Origin of the sequence: Bacillus methanolicus PB1, from assembly GCF_000262755.1 — a bacterium.
Taxonomy (GTDB): domain Bacteria; phylum Bacillota; class Bacilli; order Bacillales; family Cytobacillaceae; genus Bacillus_Z; species Bacillus_Z methanolicus.
This window is the reverse complement of record NZ_AFEU01000003.1, coordinates 342,633-357,997: the sequence shown is the minus strand read 5'-3', so window position 1 is coordinate 357,997 and position 15,365 is coordinate 342,633. Positions and strand designations below refer to the sequence as shown.

The following is a 15,365-nucleotide window of genomic DNA, read 5'->3' as shown; positions in this document are numbered from 1 at the left end:
TTTAGTTATGATTTAAGTATTCTTTTTAAACACACGACAAACTAATGGGATCGTTGATGACCAAGGCATTAATTGATCCAAGGCATCTTTATCTTGGGTTTCCATTTTTGTAGTTTCTCAAAAATATAGGTGAGATAGGCAAATGGATTTAAGTTATTCTCTTTAGCTGTCTCAATAATACTGTATATTGTTGCACTAGCTTGAGCGCCCCGTGTGGTGTTGGCAAACAACCAATTTTTGCGGCCAATGACAAATGGCTTGATCGAACGTTCGCTACGGTTATTATCGATTTCTAACCGACCATCTTTTAAAAAGCCCACTAATTTATCCCATTGGTTCAGGCAATATTGGATTGCCTGGCCAAGGGCGCTTTTTGGAAGGACTTTTGACCTTTGAGTTTTAAGCCATGCTGAAAAAGCCTCCAGTACTGGCTGGCTGCGTTCCAAACGACTATGATAGCGTTCTTCAGGAGTTGAATCCTTTAATTCACGCTCAATCGCAAAAAGTTGGTTACAGAAATGGAGTCCTTCCTTGGCAGCTACCGGAGCCGACTGCTTTGAAGCCGGAAGAGCCTTTAAGGCTTCATCAAACTTACGCCTTGCATGTGCCCAACAACCTACCAGGGTCACATGAGGCAGCCCTTGATAACCGGAGTAGCCATCCACATGAAGGTAGCCCTTGAAACCATTCAGAAACTTACGAGGATGTTCCTTTCCTCGTGTCTGTTGGTATTCATAAAGAGTAATCGGCGGACCTTCTCTTCCTGTACGATAAAGCCACATATAAGAAGTGGATGTTGCCTTTCGACCCGGTTCATGAAGTACCTGTAAAGTGGTTTCATCCGCATGGAGAATCTCCTGCTTGAGTAAATGATCCTTCATCCGATCATAAATCAAACGTAACCACTGATCTGCGCCATAGATCATCCAGTTCGCCATCGTCTGCCGGGATAATGTAAACCCAAATCGCTCAAACTGCTTTTCCTGGCGATAAAGAGGCAGCCCTTCCACATATTTTTGGCTCATCACATACGCCATACTTGAAGGAGAAGCTAAACTGCCCGGATAGACAGGTGCCGGTATAGACGCTGTCACAATCGGGGTATGGATCTCCTCACGTTCACAACGGCGGCAGGCGTAGACATAACGGACATGCTTAACCACTTTTACTTCAGCTGGAATGACTTTGATTTCTTGACGCACTTCCGTGCTCATTTCATGTAAAGATCCACCGCAACACGAACAGACCTGCTCTTCTGCGGAAAGGCGGTATTCAACCGTTTCCGTAGGCAGGTCTTCTAGCATCGTTTCACGTTGGCCGCGTTTTTTACGACGACGGTAGGTAATGGTTTCAGAAGCAGGTTCCTCTAAATTGGAGGCTGCTTCTACCTCTGCTTCATTAAAGAGCGAAAGCTCTAGTTGATCGGAATGTGTTTTTTCACTTGAAGAGCCGAATCGTCTTTTTTGGCTGAGGCGAAACTGTTCCTCATACCATTTTAACTTCGCAGTCAGTTCAGCGACTTGCTTTTCAAGGGATTCACATCGTTTTTGAAGATTTTCAGTTGGTTGGGTGAGTGTTTTCGTTGTCTTTTTCATACTTTATCTATTCGACAAATTATGATCAGTCCCTTTTAAAAATTGGAGTTTTAAATAAAAAAATGAAAAAATATGATTTCATATGACTGTCCTTGCGATAACTTCAGGATGAGCCTGGCGTTGATCAAGTGGAAGTCCATCAAGCAACCAACGGAACTGCCGGCGGCTTATTTTTAACGGTGCATCACTTTCATCCGTTGGCCATTGAAATTTTCCGCGTTCTAAACGTCTATAATAGAGCCAAAATCCGTTGTGCTCCCAATGAAGAATTTTCAATTTATCCCGATTACGGTTACAGAAGACAAAATAGCTAGACGAAAAGGGGTCCAGATCAAACGACTCTTTCACCAACGCAGCCAGGCCATCAATGGACTTGCGCAAATCTGTGCTCCCTCGGGCGAGGTAAACATGCACGATCATTGCTTCGTTCAACACAGCGATCTTAAGGTCCGGACGACATCCGCAAGGAAAGATGGGTCGAAGCCAGGTTTAACCTCTATGGATGCTTGCCCTATATTAATCTGTAAGGATAATGAAGTGTTTTTTGATTCGGCATCTTGTTCATTCATTGTGATTGATACCCATTTAGGTGATGGTGCTGAGATCCGATTTGTGTTTTCAATTTTTTTAAGCCAATATTTTAATTGATGGAGCTTTACATTATTGTCAGCACACCATTTGGATTGGGTCTGTCCACTTGCCCTAAACTTATCGATACGAAGTTCCCATTCTTTTCGCAATTCCGCTCGAGACATCAAAAAACCTCCTCAAATATTGATTTGAAGAGATTATCTCATAGTATCATCTTGGTTAATAGGTGGGTACTATTTTACGGTTACAATTGTTCTAATGATAATGTGAGTTTTTTCATCGGTTTCCTCCTGGTGAAAATATAGAAAATCATATTTATTATATCCAATTTAGTAAATAACTTTAATGAATGTTTTTCAGATTTAGAACGAAATTGGAAGCAGAACTAGTACATCCAGTTAGTCAAGTCATTGGGGCAATGAATAAAAACAAGTGCCGACAATTCCGTTCCCGCCAATCCAATTGTTTGTTAAAATAATCGAGAAAAAGACAATGAAAAAGGAGAATATTGCCGTGAAAAAAACAGTTCGTTCGTTGGTGCGGTCATTTATAATGAGCAAAATGAAAAGAGCGATAAATAGAAGTTTTTTCGGATTAAATTCTTTCACGTCAAATGCGGATAAATATGTTTTACCCGTTCCCGTCGCTGAAATGATGGCACCTTTGTTATTGCTGTTTTTTCTTGTATGCTGAAGATTTTTTAATGCTTTTTCCTACATAGGTATGAGTAAAATGTTTGTGGGCAAAAGAGAATAACTACCTCATAAGGTGAAGGAGGGGACATCCTTCACCTAATGAAGTGGTTACCAAGCGATAGAGCGGTAGATAGAGCAAAAAACAAGAAAAGAGGGTCCTCTTTTTGTACAGTAGAGTTTAACAAGAACTCATACAAAAAAGAGAAACCCTCATGGAACATTCTACCGAATATTGCCCAACTTTTAGAGAGATTGAGAAAGGATTATTTATCTTCCTCCAGCAAACATATGGAGAAATCATGGAAGAGATTTTGGAGAACATTGAATCAATAATTGCGAAACACCAGGATAAAAAGAGATATCAGTTGAAAGATAAACGGGAAGTCCAGATCGATACTTCGTTTGGTCCTATCATCATCAAACGAAAACATTCGATTGTTTAGCAAACCGTAATATTTGTCTACTTGATCGAAATCTTCAATTCGACGGAGCCAAAGGATTTTAGTCTATTATTGGAAGAGTGAGCTTTAGAACTGGCGGCAACTTTCTTAGGAATTATCGTTTGATAAAGTTTAGTCCCTCAGACGTCTAATCTAACAATTCTTATTAAACCCTTGTTTTTTGGATTTACGTAAGTATAGGCTCGATTTTTTGACAACTAGTCGATTGCCAAGACGAATTTAGAAGCGGTAAGTCGCACGTTGTTTTCACCCCCAAAAAGTCTAGAATTGTTTGGGCTATTCCTAATGAAGCAAGGTATGGAACCCCATTACCAATGGTCTTAAATGCATCGGTTAAAGAAATATCAAGGGGGAGTTCATATTCTGGTGGTAATGATTGTATTGCGAGTGCTTCTGCAACGGAAATTCGACGAATCTTGTATGGATGCAAATGTACTTCGTTATTACCGTAAGCGGCTGTTGGTGAATACCTCCATCTGTGAAGACGCTTATGTGATTTTTTGGAATCGTCTCCTTCATCAATTTTTGCAAATTTTGTTTTTCCAGCTCTAGGTTGGAAATACTGCGATGAATTTGGGTGATTCAGCACATCATTCTTTCTAAACCAATATTCAACGGTCAATTCTACTGGTATACCGTCTGGACAAGGAAGTTCAGAATCCGCATTAAAAGGATTGGTTGTAGGCCAAGGATATGACAAGACCTCATTCAAAGGGTATTTAAAATGTGATTTCCACGGAAACAAATCTTCAGGTAGCGATGTGATGTCGCCGAATTTGTAACCCAAATCGTTCAATAATTCCCGTTGAAACCCAATAAGAATAATTCTTTCCCTATGTTGGGGAACCCCATACTCCAAAGAATTTATGAGACGTTCTGTAGTTACATATCCGCTTTGATGTAACTGGTACTTCAATTCTTCATAAAACTCTCGGTGTTTCTTTGTTTTCCAAAGTCCTTTTACATTCTCAAACAAAAAGAATGAAGGCTTTTGTTCACATATTAACGTAACGTATGTAGCCGAAAGTTTCCCGTTGTCTCCCATTCGCCCCCTGTTTTTACCACCAACGGAGAAGTCAGGACAAGGCGGACCACCTATAAAACCAATAATGTCGGTTCCCATCTTGCAATCCTTGATTAAACTTTTTATTTCCGAATTGGCATTATTATCTAATAGGTCGGAAATGTCACCTTCGTAAAATCCGTATTGGGGTTCTGGAATATTAAGAATCTGTCTGGCATGTTTGTATGTTTTCAAAAATGGAGGATGGATTTCATTTACATATGCTATTGGATAGCCAGCCATTTCAAAACCAAGGTCAAGAAAGCCAGCCCCAGAAAAAAAGCTAAATATGCTTGGAGATTTCATACTTACTAACTTCCTTTCATTGTTCTTGCTTCGATGTTTTTTCCTCTTAATCAAGCCACGAAATAATCCAAATAAAACGGATATTTTTTTGTTAATTCACCGGATGAACATCTTCTATTTTATCCCATTCTTCATTCAAATTCATCCATAAAGAAAACGGATTCATCTAATGTTTTTTTATCAGAACCCATTTAGTATACGGTCCTATTGAACGTGAAATATTAACTACTATTGTACATGACGAGACGAATTTTTAAAATAGAACCTTGGAACTTATCAAGCAAAACGGCGGTTGAACATTCTACTTCCCGTATACAGAATTAAATACCAAAGCAAACAAACAAATTTAGAACAAACAGAATTCATGGTTTTTCAATTAAATAGAAGTTGTTAATACTTTAGTTTTACAAAGTTATTTTAGAAAATTATAATAAAATCTATGAATATCGTACCTTATAATATTTTCCATAATATGAACCGACAAGGTGGTAAGGATGGCAAAAAGTTTTTTTATATTATTGGGTAATGGATTTACTATTGACTTTATAAACAATCTAGCGAAAGCAAATGAGATCGATGTAAGAAACCTTTTTTCCCCAAGGAGACTGTGTACCTTGGCCTGCAGATAACGAACCAGGTTTCTTATCTCATAAGAGATGTGCAAATCTCTGGAATCTTGGTGCTAGGCCAAATATGAAGTTGAAAGATGCAGTAAATTTAATTGAAGATATAATTACTTGTGCAAATAAGGCTAGTAATTCCAATACTGCCAACAGGTACTTAGCTTCTTCTTATATTCAGGCTTATCAAGAGTTAACTAATTATTTAAAGTATTTGTTTGTCTACTACAACAAAAAGGTTTCGGATGATGAGATTAAGTCTTTAAAGGAATGGGGATGGTATAAATTATTTAAGAAACTTAACGAGTCCCCAGACTGTGATAAAGTTACAATTGTCACTTACAACTATGACATATGGTTGGAAAGAATACTTGCTAATGCAGATATAAATTTCGAAGTACTAGGGGTAAGTAATGGAAAATACAATCCTAATGAAGCATATAAATTTAACATAATAAAACCACATGGGTCAATTAGTTTCGCATACAGAAAGCCCATTGATGCATCAGCTTTTCAGATAACTTCAAAGACCAGAGAGCTAACAAATGGTAATTTATCTGACTATACAGTTAATTATGATGGCTTAGAGAATGTTTATATGTTTAATGCCATGATCCCACCAGCAGGCGATTCATCTCGTATTGAATCTAGTTGGGCGTATGAACTTAGAAAACTGGCTTTAGAGGAAGCGAAAAGTCTTAACTATGGAGATGAATTTTTATTGTGTGGTATCTCGTACTGGCATGTAGATAGGCAGGAAATAGATGAACTATTAATCAGTATTAATCCTGAAATAAATGTTAAGATGATAAACCCTAACCCACCGACTACCCTAAGTGCTGTGCTAACAAGTTTGTTTGATAATCATATAACTTACAAAAATTCATCGGTTTTAGGGGAGATGTATTAAGATGAGTGAAAAAAGAGCGCTTACTCTTAACAGGTTTTCTAATAATATTACTGTATCGGAGTTCTACGAAAACGAAACACTTGGAAAGTACAACTATGATGTAAAATATCAGAGAAGAAGTGACGCTTGGAGCATCGATAAGCAGGCATTTCTCATTGACAGTATTATGAAGAACTATCCAATACCACCTATTTTTCTACATGCCAAAGTAGATTCTGAAACTGGAAAAACAGTCTACGATGTGATAGATGGGAAGCAGCGGTTGACTTCAATTATTAAATTTATTAATGATGAAATTGAACTACCTGAGAATTTTGGGGATGATGAGTTTGGCAGTGAGGAATTAAATGGGCTTAAATTTAGTGAAATAGATAAAAGCTCAGTCTACAAGAAAAATTTTTGGAAGTATACTATTTCTATTGAATATGTTGATACAGAAGACGAGGAGATTGTGAATTGAATTTTTGACCGACTGAACAGAAATGGAGAACCGTTGAATAAGCAGGAACTTAGGCATGCGAGGTTCAATAATTCACGTTTAATCAATTTAGTTGAGGAGTTGGCAAAACTAGAATTTTGGCAAGAGAGATTAGAAAAACGCTTAAAATTCTCACGAATGGAAAACGATGAATTTATTTCTGAGTTGTTATTTACATTATTAGAGAATAGGATAATAGAATCAAACCCTGATACACTTGATGAATTATATGAAAAATGGCATAAATTGCTTGAAGATGATAAAGAAAAGTGTGAAATTGTAAAAAGCAGGTTCAAACAGCTAACAGACCTAATGGAGTCATTACAGCTAAATTATAAAGAGTTTAAGATTGAGGGGGTTAGTCACTTATACGGTCTGTGGTCATTTGTAAAGTATTGCTCAGATAAAAATGTTGTGCTTAAAGATATAAGGGAGTCATTGCAGACAATGTTCTTTACGATGAAAATTAAGGAACGAGAGACTGACCCTATAAAAGATGAAGCTATAAAGCTTTATAAGCATAGTATGTCACATAGTACTAAGTCAAAAACTCAGCGGCAAAAACGGGTGAAAGCCTTAATTCAATATTGTGACTTATAACATTAGGCTTATACCGTTAGATAATAATACAAAAGACAGGGAGATTGTATAATTTCCCTGTCTTTTGTATTAAAGGATAGAATTAACTAAAGAAAACTTTCATTCACACCCAGCGTGTTTTGGTCACAAATTTGTCATTTAGTTATTACAAACATCTCAATATACTAGCTTGAAACTATATTAAGTTTAGCGATATATCATATAATGCCTTAGCAAAGTTGTGAGAACGGTACCTTGACAGGTTGGAGGTCGTTGATTCGAGTCCATTCGGAATCATCCAGTGAAATCCCTTTATCCACAAGGCTTCAGGGGATGTTTATTTGCTACATACATTCGTTATTTTTGGTGTTCTTGAAGATTTGGAGTATTTTTGGAGTGTTATGTTTTAAACATTTTTCCTCCTTGTGTTTTGCGACTTAAAAATCCAGCATTTTGCAAGATTTTTTTCCAGCACCTTGCTCTTCCATTTTATAGGTTCATATAGGAATTTTTTAATCGATAACTTGGTCCGGTAAATGTAAGTAAATAACTGTGATGTACTAGTCTGTCAATTATTGCAGTTGTCATTCTCTCATCATGAAAAATACTGTTCCATTTGCTAAATTCAAGATTTGTTGTAATGATAATACTTCTTCTCTCATAACACGATGCAAACACCTGGAAAAGAAGCTGCGCTCCTTCCCGGCTAACTGGAATATAGCCCCATTCATCACAAATTAAGAGATCCGCCTTTTCTAGATGACTGATTGTTTTATGCAAGGTACCTACCTGTTTTGATTCGATTAATTCATTCACCAATGCTGCAGTTCGATAGAACTTTACGACTTTTCCTTGATTACACGCTTCCACTCCAAGAGCCGTCGCCAGATGAGTTTTGCCCGTTCCAACACCTCCATACATTATTAGATTTTCTTTTCTATCAATGAATGCTGCCGTTTTGAATTCGTCTATCGAAAGCTTTGCAGGCAGTTCTATTCCTCCGAATTCATATCCTTCAAATGTCTTAAAGGTATCAAAGTTGGCCTGTTTTAATAACCGGTTTTTTCTATTGATTTTTCGATGCTTTACCTCCAATGCAAGGAGCTCTGCCAGAAACTCTTCATGAGTTTCTGCTTGTATGCTCGAATAATGTTCTACTATTCTGTTTCCGAGTTTCAGTTCTTTACAGTATGCCTCAATTCGGCTTCTCATTTCATACCACCACCTAAAAGTTGATCATAACTGGTCCAATTTGCTTCAAAAACCACTTCTTGTTTTAAATGTTCCGAAATCTGAATTTCTGGTAAATCCTCTAATTTCCCAGTTATTCGATACCAGGTGGTTAAAATGCTGTCTGTATCTGTTTGCCCCAGTTTTATACTCTCGACCAATGCCTGTGTTGCGGTTTCAATATCTCCTTCTTCCTTAATGATTTGGGACAGGAGACGTAAGGCTGTAACCGTCAAGTAGTTTTGAACACTTTTTGCTAATTAATTTTGAACACTTTCTTTTCCGAAAATGGTAGTTCGATGCTTAATCCTGTAGCTGTCATTATCATTTAGTTGGATAACTTCTACTCTATGAAGCAATCGATCTAGAATAGCTGTAGTAATTCCTTGATCCCCCATCAATTCTCCCCACTGTTCAGGCCCTTTATTAGAAGTCAAAATAATTGAACTTCTTTCATATAAATGGTTGATCAGGTGAAAGAACAGATTAGCTTCCCGTTGATCCATTGCCATATACATTAAATCATCAATAATGACCAAATCTGATTCTTTTATTCTTTTAAGCTGCATTTGTGACTTTCGAATATATTCTTCGGTTTTTAATAGGTGCACCAGTTCACCCATAGTAGAAAAGGCAACCTTATAACCCTTTTGAATGGCTTCTATTCCTAGTCCAATCCCAATATGGGTTTTCCCTGCCCCTGGAGGCCCTAGTAGAATGAGGTTGTATTGTTGCTCCAGCCAATTAAGTTCTCTCAGTTGGTTTAATTGACGAGTACTTAGGGATTTCTGTTCTTCGACATGAAACTCATCTAACGTCTTAAGATAAGGGAACTTGGCCCATTTCAACCTCTTTTCTACATTTTTTTCTTCTCGCCGTTTTAATTCATACATAAGAAGTTCCTGCAAAAACTCTTGATAGGTCCATGATGATCTCTCGGCATTACGAAGTAATTCTGGCAGCTCATTAGCCGTTTCCACCATCCGAAGATGGCGGAATTGATCTTGTAGAGTATGTACAGTGCTTGTCATTATGAAACGCCTCCTAATATTTTTATATAGTCATCCATTTCCCTAGTTGCTGCTGAGGCTTTTAAAGCGGGGTTATCATTTCTTGATTCTTGAATCGAAGGAGGATTAGGGTTTTTTGCTTGTTTTAGTCGAGTCAAGTGTTGTGCAATATCCCGGAGGTCATTAGCACTCCATAACTGATCTTTGATACAAACAGCTAGGGCTTCCTCTATTTCTGATCGAAAATGGCTGATGGCGTATTGAATGACTTGAAGCTGGTCACGTATATATCTCGGATAACGGCATCCTACCTCATGTATAAAATGCTCTGCCTTTTCTTGATCTTTAAACTGACGAATAATGGTTTCTTTGTAAGCTTGAATTCCTTTTGATCGATCTCTTGTATGTTGGCGATTCTTTATCAATTCTCCTTTTCCATGACATAATAGGTGTTTTGCCAATACTTCTCCTTGCGGTTCTGTTCTTATAATGAGCTCTTCTCCTTGAATTTCTATATATACCGTATTATCTCCCCTTGGACGATAAGTTCCAATTGGAAGGGAATAACGATTGGATTTATATTTTATAACTTTGTCCTTGTGAACAGTCCTTGTTATACTAGAACCAAGGTTGCTTTCGAAAGAAAGCAGGGTGGAGACTGGCTTTAAGTGTTGCTTTTCCAGGGCGTGCACTTCTACCGGTCTCTTTTTCGTTGTATGATGTACATTGTAATTTCCTGTCCTTTTTAACCATGCTAAACACTTCTCGTTCCAAGTCTCTAAATTTAGAAATACTCTATTTTTTGCAAAGTTCATTTTTACATATTTCACTACATTCTCCACTTTTCCTTTGCTCTGAGGGTCTGCCTTTCTACATAAATAGATTCGAAATCCACGCTCTTGCTTGTAAGCTTGAAATTCCCCAGTTAAGATAATATCTCCGGCATTTTCACTTACGGTGATTAAGTGGTCCTGGTCATAAACAATTTCCTCGGGTATTCCTCCAAAGAATTGAACTGCCTTCTCGTGACACCGAATCGTATCTTTTGTTGTAAAAGGCCTATCTAACCATTCCACATATTTGTAACGAGAGTGGGAAAGGACAAAGGTAATGAAATATAATTTGACCTCTTTATTCTCAGGATTCTTCACGGTGGTTTCTCCCCAATCCACCTGCACCTGTTGCCCCATTGGTAATTCCTCCACAGCTTCATGTGTTCGTATACGAACTACTTTAGGGATATGATAGATATCTCTTATTTCACTTACATAGGCTCGGACTGTACTTCCTGCAACATCTAGTGTAGGAAATCGTTCTTTTAGCCAATCTTCCACTTGAGCAGAAGACAGATCTGGATGTTCTTTTAACCAACTGATAATCCGGTCAGATAGGGATCTAGCTTCTTGCTTCTGCTTCCTAAAGATAAAATCCACTCCGAAGCCTCCTCTAAAGTCATATCCAAATATTTATAAACTGTGTTTCTAGAAATCTCTAATTTTTTTGCGATGGCTGCTACTTTAAATCCTTGTCTTTTTAATTGATGTATTTCAACAAACAATAGTAATTTTTCCACCTTTCGTACCCTCCAGCTAAGTAAAAGATATAAATCTATCATAGCTTAGCTGAATAAATATTGGTAAAAAAGTGTTCAATTCTATCTGGCGGAAACTGTTGATTTTAGTTTAGCAGTTACAAAGGCTTCTTTCTTTTTGCTTGTATATGATAAATAATCTTGCCATGGATCCGGCAATTCACGAAAAAACGGCATCTCTTCAAAAGATTTAGGTCTTCTGGCCATCAAATCCAAATAAGGAATCCATTTCATAGATTCTAAGTTCTCTCCGTACAACCTTCGATGCTCGACCACCATATGGTATTCATCATCCAATACGACTATTGTTTCGTATGTAATTTTTAACCACACTTCTTGGGATGCGAGGGAAGGTGAGGTAGAATACCGGTTTTTTTCAAAGCGAACCTTGCCATATTTATCTGCTCTTGCTTTTATCAACCTGTGAACATTAAATGATGTTTTAGGTAATTCCCAAATGGATTTCTTGTCGTCCTCAAACAATGTTGTGATTTGCTTTTCTTTTCGGTAATGTGGTCGTTTCATATCCTCCTCACAGCGAATAAGTAAGGATTGATTAAAGGCGTTCATATCTTTAATGATTGGGATGGGAACCAGGAAATTACGTCGATGATAGCCCACTTTATTTTCGACATGCCCCTTTTCGTGGCCGCTGTTAGGATTACAGAAAATAGGCTGAAAGTTATAATGGAGGGAAAATTTCTCGAACTGCGGTACTAGCTTGCGTTCCCCATTTTTGTAAATACTAATGACAGCTGCCGATAAATTATCAAACCAAATCTTTTTTGGAACGCCCCCAATATATTCAAATATCTGTTTTAACCCCTGAAGAAGACATTCTTGATTTTAGGCTGGCATCGCTTGCATAAAGCCAGGATTACTGTAAGGAAATGATAAATTTAAATAGTAACCTTCTTTTTCAACTCCTGCTGACTCGTCTTGATAAGTATAGCTCCCAAAGTCTACTTGCGCTGTTCCAGGAGAATGTTCAAGTGGCAAGTATCCTTCATTAGAGTCATAAAGCTCTTTCTTTTTTGTGGATACATAATATTGAACGGTCCGGTACGAAACATTAAAGTCATCCCCAAACATGGCTTTTTGGCGATGAAAAACACGGGTTCCAGTATGGCGTTGTTTCTTTGGAGCTTTCATGTCCTCTTGAAGCCACTGATCGATAAGAGGTTTATAAGGATCTAATTTTGATCCTTTAACTTTTTTCCGTTCTGAAGGAAGGGAATTATCATCCTCTTTATAGGCATATTTCTGAACAGTTTTAAAATCATGATTAGTCTCTCTGGCTATGGCTTGTAAAGAGAGCCCTTTATATTGATGCAAATACTTGATATGATGTTGTTGAATCATTGAAAGCATCCTTTCTTCCTCCTCTAACTGACATTTCTCGCCAATTAGAAGGTTAGTAGAGAAGAGGGGTGCTGGCAATGATTTTTTTTCTTACTGCAGGATTTTTATTTTGCAATTTGCGCCATTTCTATTTTGCAATAAACACTCCTCAAACAATTGATCGAAGTAAAAACCCATACACTATTGTTAACTAGTAATTTATTAGTCATGTGACAATTAAACTATTACGACAATTTTCGACAGAAATTGAGAATTCTTTTGATATAATTAAAACAAAATGTAACTTTTTCTTATAAATAGTATCAAGGTTGTGGTAAAGATGATTACCAAGACAAATGGGGCAAATTTGTATGTGAAAAATAAAGACGGTTGGGCTTCTCTTTCTGATTGGGCGTATTTTTACATAAACGTAGGAAAAGTGTTTTATGATAACTTGCCGACGAAAGCAAAGGCAAGGCTAGTGTTGACATTACCAACGAGATCTTACGCAGGTGTATGTATCGCATATGGGGCTATTTTGTCATCGATATCGGATAAAGTCGATGACGAAACAATTAACGAGCATTTCCAAAAGATTAAAGGGATGGAAATCGGTACATCCGTTATTTATCGAAAACAAAGTAGAACTTATCGTGGAATTTATTCAGGGATTGAAATGGTAGAGGGGGAAGAAAGAATTAGAATTACGATTCAAGAGAAGAAGGCAGGGAATTTGACGGAAATCTTAAACCGTAAGCAATCCCTGTCTGTACAAATAGCAACCGACAAAAACTTTAGGCTTCCTAAAAATCCAATAGGTAGAGAAAACAGGGTTTCCAATTTTCTGAAAACTGGATTTAAAGACTATAACTATAATCGTCTCCTTACCCTTTCTCAGCCGCAGTTTTATTACATCGGGCGTAAAAAATGGGTAAAGGACGAAGCAATTGACACCGAGATAGCCGTGTATGATTCAAAAAAGAATGAGTACATTCAAGGTAATCTCAATGAATTGCTGCGTATGAAAGAATTTATGGGTGAACAAGATTCTTATCAGTCCCATCTATTATCTTCTAGTGCGGCCAGTCATAAATTTGATTTAATAAATTTCAGTCCTTCCACATTTACTATATTTGACGGTGCGATCAGCTATTTGCGTTGGCGCGAAAGGTTTAAATATACACATTCGATTATTATTTTAGATAGAACCGATACACAATTCGAAAGCGCTCTCTTTGAGTTAAATGATGAATATATATTATCGCAGAAGATGGACAAGGATTTTCCAATGGATATCCGACTTATTCCTAAAGGTGTCGAAATGATGTTTTGGGAGGCTTATTAAACAATGAATTCATTTCAAGCAGTCAATACAATCTATGAAATTGCCAATAAATATGAGCTTCATTTTCATCGGTTACAACACTACAGCCTAAGGAACTTTTCAACGGCACTGTATCACTTAGAGAAGGCAATTAGCCGAAGTCAATTATCTCACGACCTTTTACTAGGCGATTTAATCTCCAACTTTCGAAAATATCGTTTTTATGTAGTGGCTTCTCTAATTTCCTTTGATAATTATAATACTTTTCTTGATAAAAATAAACTAGAGCAGTTGTATAATCGATGCCGCTTGTTATTTCCAAACATTTTAGATGAATTAGAAAATTGCTATATGGCATTCGAGAGTCTTATAAAATCGGATGAAAACCCTGTATTACACTACATAAAAGAAAATATAGATACAAGGTTGTACACAGGAGTAATACTGAAAGCAACTTCTGACTATGAAGCCACGAAACAACTTATAGAATCTCTTTCTGTACAATCACAATGTAAGCTAATCGGATCACAGGTCTTAAAAACAAATACTTTTTTTGAACAGCTAATAGTTATCGGCCCTTCCCGTTGGTTTCCTAACTTTATTTATAATAGTCCTCATGCTCCTAAGATTCATACTGTCACTTATAAATGGCTAGAACGAAAATTTCAAGAAGAGTCTTATTTAGAGGGGGAAACGACAAAATCAACTATTTTTTCAGGCCGTTGTGTAACGTATCATGATCCATTCTTTCAAAGAGATGAGTTAGAAGAGGTTATTTTTGATACGAATATCGAAAAGACGGTAGACTATTCACACTTAGAACAGGAAATAAAGGCTAAAAAGCAGAAAAATGAAAATGACGAGAAAGATATAGTCGCAGCCAGGCTTGTGATTCTTAGCGGCAATAAAGGGATTTTCTTTGAAGATGTTTCTTTAAAAAATATCTTTTCGATATATTCCGATTCGGATGGCTTTACAATAGGAAGAACATCAATCAATGAAATAGAACCAAATTCATATGTTCTTGTTCGAACAGGGACAAAACAAGATTTAATTCGTACAAAGGCGGATGAAATAATTGGAATAAGTGCACAAACATACCGGAAATTTCATATGCGATGGAAAAATAGGCTTAAAAAAATTGTGCAACGTAATGGAATAGGTTCTGTTCATTTAGCATTAAAGAAACTTGGTGTAAAAAACCCGACTGAAGCAAATATTCGCAATTGGATGTCGGAAGACAATATTATGCCTGCTTCTGAAACCGATTTTAAGGCAATTTTAGAGTTTGTTAAGTTAGGAGAGGATGAATCTAAACATATTAAAGTCGCAAAGCTTTTGCGTAGGGCTCACCAGGAAGCAGGTTCATTAATTCGTAAAAAGCTTATTGAAGAAATTAAAAATACCGATTTATCCAGTTTAGAGCTTAGAGGAGAACACGTATTCAATTTGCCAGACGAAAAAGGTGTTGCCTTTACAGCGTATCGAGTAGAGCACATTTCGGAGCAAAACTACTACATTCCATCCGATGAATTAAAAGAGGTTATTTCCTTAAGATAGGAGGTATAGAT

General features: G+C 37.0%; 14 protein-coding genes and 3 pseudogenes. 6 read left to right on the top strand and 11 right to left on the bottom strand.

The genetic code is table 11. The annotated features are described in order from the left end of the window. Positions 1-12: 12 nt before the first annotated feature. The 4 genes and pseudogenes from tnpC to PB1_RS18600 form a co-directional block, all read right to left on the bottom strand. Positions 13-1,595 (bottom strand): annotated as a pseudogene (tnpC, locus tag PB1_RS11500) (IS66 family transposase). Between the two features lie 78 nt (positions 1,596-1,673). Continuing rightward, positions 1,674-2,015 (bottom strand): IS66 family insertion sequence element accessory protein TnpB, encoded by a 342-nt coding sequence (gene tnpB, locus PB1_RS11495; RefSeq protein WP_274413072.1) that lies wholly within the window; start codon positions 2,013-2,015, stop codon positions 1,674-1,676. Positions 2,016-2,023: 8 nt separating this feature from the next. Then, positions 2,024-2,350 (bottom strand): IS66 family insertion sequence element accessory protein TnpA, encoded by a 327-nt coding sequence (gene tnpA / locus PB1_RS11490; RefSeq protein ID WP_003350562.1) that lies wholly within the window; start codon positions 2,348-2,350, stop codon positions 2,024-2,026. 405 nt (positions 2,351-2,755) lie between these two features. Beyond that, a pseudogene (locus tag PB1_RS18600) lies at positions 2,756-2,899 on the bottom strand (DEAD/DEAH box helicase family protein); the annotation flags it as partial. A 194-nt stretch (positions 2,900-3,093) separates the two neighbouring features. On the opposite strand from PB1_RS18600, the gene PB1_RS11480 reads away from it, so the two are divergent. Then, positions 3,094-3,324, top strand: coding sequence for a UPF0236 family transposase-like protein (locus PB1_RS11480; RefSeq protein WP_004436694.1), 231 nt, complete (start codon positions 3,094-3,096; stop codon positions 3,322-3,324). Positions 3,325-3,508: 184 nt separating this feature from the next. Here PB1_RS11480 and PB1_RS11475 read toward each other — a convergent pair whose 3' ends face one another. Then, a complete protein-coding gene (locus PB1_RS11475; RefSeq protein ID WP_004436692.1) occupies positions 3,509-4,711 on the bottom strand; it encodes a DNA cytosine methyltransferase in 1,203 nt (400 codons plus the stop codon). Between the two features lie 693 nt (positions 4,712-5,404). Between PB1_RS11475 and PB1_RS11470 the strand changes: the two genes are divergently transcribed. From PB1_RS11470 to PB1_RS17920, 3 genes are read left to right on the top strand one after another with little or no spacing between them, the layout of a single operon-like run. Beyond that, positions 5,405-6,241, top strand: a complete 837-nt coding sequence (locus tag PB1_RS11470; RefSeq protein ID WP_004436690.1) for a hypothetical protein — start codon at positions 5,405-5,407, stop codon at positions 6,239-6,241. Between the two features lies 1 nt (position 6,242). Further along, positions 6,243-6,701 carry a DUF262 domain-containing protein gene (locus PB1_RS17925; protein ID WP_202946740.1) on the top strand — a complete coding sequence of 153 codons (459 nt, stop codon included), beginning with the start codon at positions 6,243-6,245 and terminating at the stop codon, positions 6,699-6,701. A 33-nt stretch (positions 6,702-6,734) separates the two neighbouring features. Continuing rightward, positions 6,735-7,319, top strand: coding sequence for a hypothetical protein (locus PB1_RS17920; RefSeq protein ID WP_202946739.1), 585 nt, complete (start codon positions 6,735-6,737; stop codon positions 7,317-7,319). 468 nt (positions 7,320-7,787) lie between these two features. Here PB1_RS17920 and istB (PB1_RS11460) read toward each other — a convergent pair whose 3' ends face one another. From istB (PB1_RS11460) to PB1_RS16600, 6 genes and pseudogenes are all read right to left on the bottom strand, one after another. After that, on the bottom strand, positions 7,788-8,510 hold the full coding sequence (istB, locus tag PB1_RS11460) for an IS21-like element helper ATPase IstB (RefSeq protein WP_004436687.1): 723 nt from the start codon (positions 8,508-8,510) through the stop codon (positions 7,788-7,790). Further along, complete coding sequence (locus tag PB1_RS11455; RefSeq protein WP_004436686.1) at positions 8,507-8,764, bottom strand: hypothetical protein; 258 nt, start codon at positions 8,762-8,764, stop codon at positions 8,507-8,509. Before PB1_RS11455 ends, istB (PB1_RS11460) begins: the two co-directional genes overlap by 4 nt. A 24-nt stretch (positions 8,765-8,788) precedes the next feature. After that, the gene (gene istB / locus PB1_RS11450) at positions 8,789-9,559 is read right to left on the bottom strand and encodes an IS21-like element helper ATPase IstB (protein WP_004436685.1); all 771 of its coding nucleotides are present in this window, start codon (positions 9,557-9,559) and stop codon (positions 8,789-8,791) included. Beyond that, positions 9,559-11,153, bottom strand: a pseudogene (istA, locus tag PB1_RS11445) (IS21 family transposase). The gene istB (PB1_RS11450) and the pseudogene istA overlap by 1 nt, the downstream one beginning before the upstream one ends. A 39-nt stretch (positions 11,154-11,192) precedes the next feature. Continuing rightward, positions 11,193-11,654 (bottom strand): Mu transposase domain-containing protein, encoded by a 462-nt coding sequence (locus PB1_RS17725; RefSeq protein WP_004436683.1) that lies wholly within the window; start codon positions 11,652-11,654, stop codon positions 11,193-11,195. A gap of 321 nt (positions 11,655-11,975) precedes the next feature. Next, complete coding sequence (locus PB1_RS16600) at positions 11,976-12,500, bottom strand: IS21 family transposase (RefSeq protein WP_004436681.1); 525 nt, start codon at positions 12,498-12,500, stop codon at positions 11,976-11,978. A gap of 310 nt (positions 12,501-12,810) precedes the next feature. On the opposite strand from PB1_RS16600, the gene PB1_RS11435 reads away from it, so the two are divergent. After that, positions 12,811-13,815: a hypothetical protein gene (locus PB1_RS11435; protein ID WP_004436680.1), complete on the top strand. Its 1,005-nt coding sequence runs from the start codon at positions 12,811-12,813 to the stop codon at positions 13,813-13,815. Positions 13,816-13,818: 3 nt separating this feature from the next. Beyond that, on the top strand, positions 13,819-15,354 hold the full coding sequence (locus PB1_RS11430; RefSeq protein ID WP_004436679.1) for a DISARM anti-phage system protein DrmE domain-containing protein: 1,536 nt from the start codon (positions 13,819-13,821) through the stop codon (positions 15,352-15,354). Positions 15,355-15,365 lie beyond the last annotated feature (11 nt).

What these genes read in the sequence shown, in the direction of transcription:
- tnpB (WP_274413072.1), bottom strand. Translation starts at nt 2,015, where the DNA reads ATGATCGTGCATGTTTACCTCGCCCGAGGGAGCACAGATTTGCGCAAG.
- tnpA (WP_003350562.1), bottom strand. Translation starts at nt 2,350, where the DNA reads ATGTCTCGAGCGGAATTGCGAAAAGAATGGGAACTTCGTATCGATAAG.
- PB1_RS11480 (WP_004436694.1), top strand. Translation starts at nt 3,094, where the DNA reads ATGGAACATTCTACCGAATATTGCCCAACTTTTAGAGAGATTGAGAAA.
- PB1_RS11475 (WP_004436692.1), bottom strand. Translation starts at nt 4,711, where the DNA reads ATGAAATCTCCAAGCATATTTAGCTTTTTTTCTGGGGCTGGCTTTCTT.
- PB1_RS11470 (WP_004436690.1), top strand. Translation starts at nt 5,405, where the DNA reads ATGAAGTTGAAAGATGCAGTAAATTTAATTGAAGATATAATTACTTGT.
- PB1_RS17925 (WP_202946740.1), top strand. Translation starts at nt 6,243, where the DNA reads ATGAGTGAAAAAAGAGCGCTTACTCTTAACAGGTTTTCTAATAATATT.
- istB (WP_004436687.1), bottom strand. Translation starts at nt 8,510, where the DNA reads ATGAGAAGCCGAATTGAGGCATACTGTAAAGAACTGAAACTCGGAAAC.
- istB (WP_004436685.1), bottom strand. Translation starts at nt 9,559, where the DNA reads ATGACAAGCACTGTACATACTCTACAAGATCAATTCCGCCATCTTCGG.
- PB1_RS17725 (WP_004436683.1), bottom strand. Translation starts at nt 11,654, where the DNA reads ATGAAACGACCACATTACCGAAAAGAAAAGCAAATCACAACATTGTTT.
- PB1_RS16600 (WP_004436681.1), bottom strand. Translation starts at nt 12,500, where the DNA reads ATGCTTTCAATGATTCAACAACATCATATCAAGTATTTGCATCAATAT.
- PB1_RS11435 (WP_004436680.1), top strand. Translation starts at nt 12,811, where the DNA reads ATGATTACCAAGACAAATGGGGCAAATTTGTATGTGAAAAATAAAGAC.
- PB1_RS11430 (WP_004436679.1), top strand. Translation starts at nt 13,819, where the DNA reads ATGAATTCATTTCAAGCAGTCAATACAATCTATGAAATTGCCAATAAA.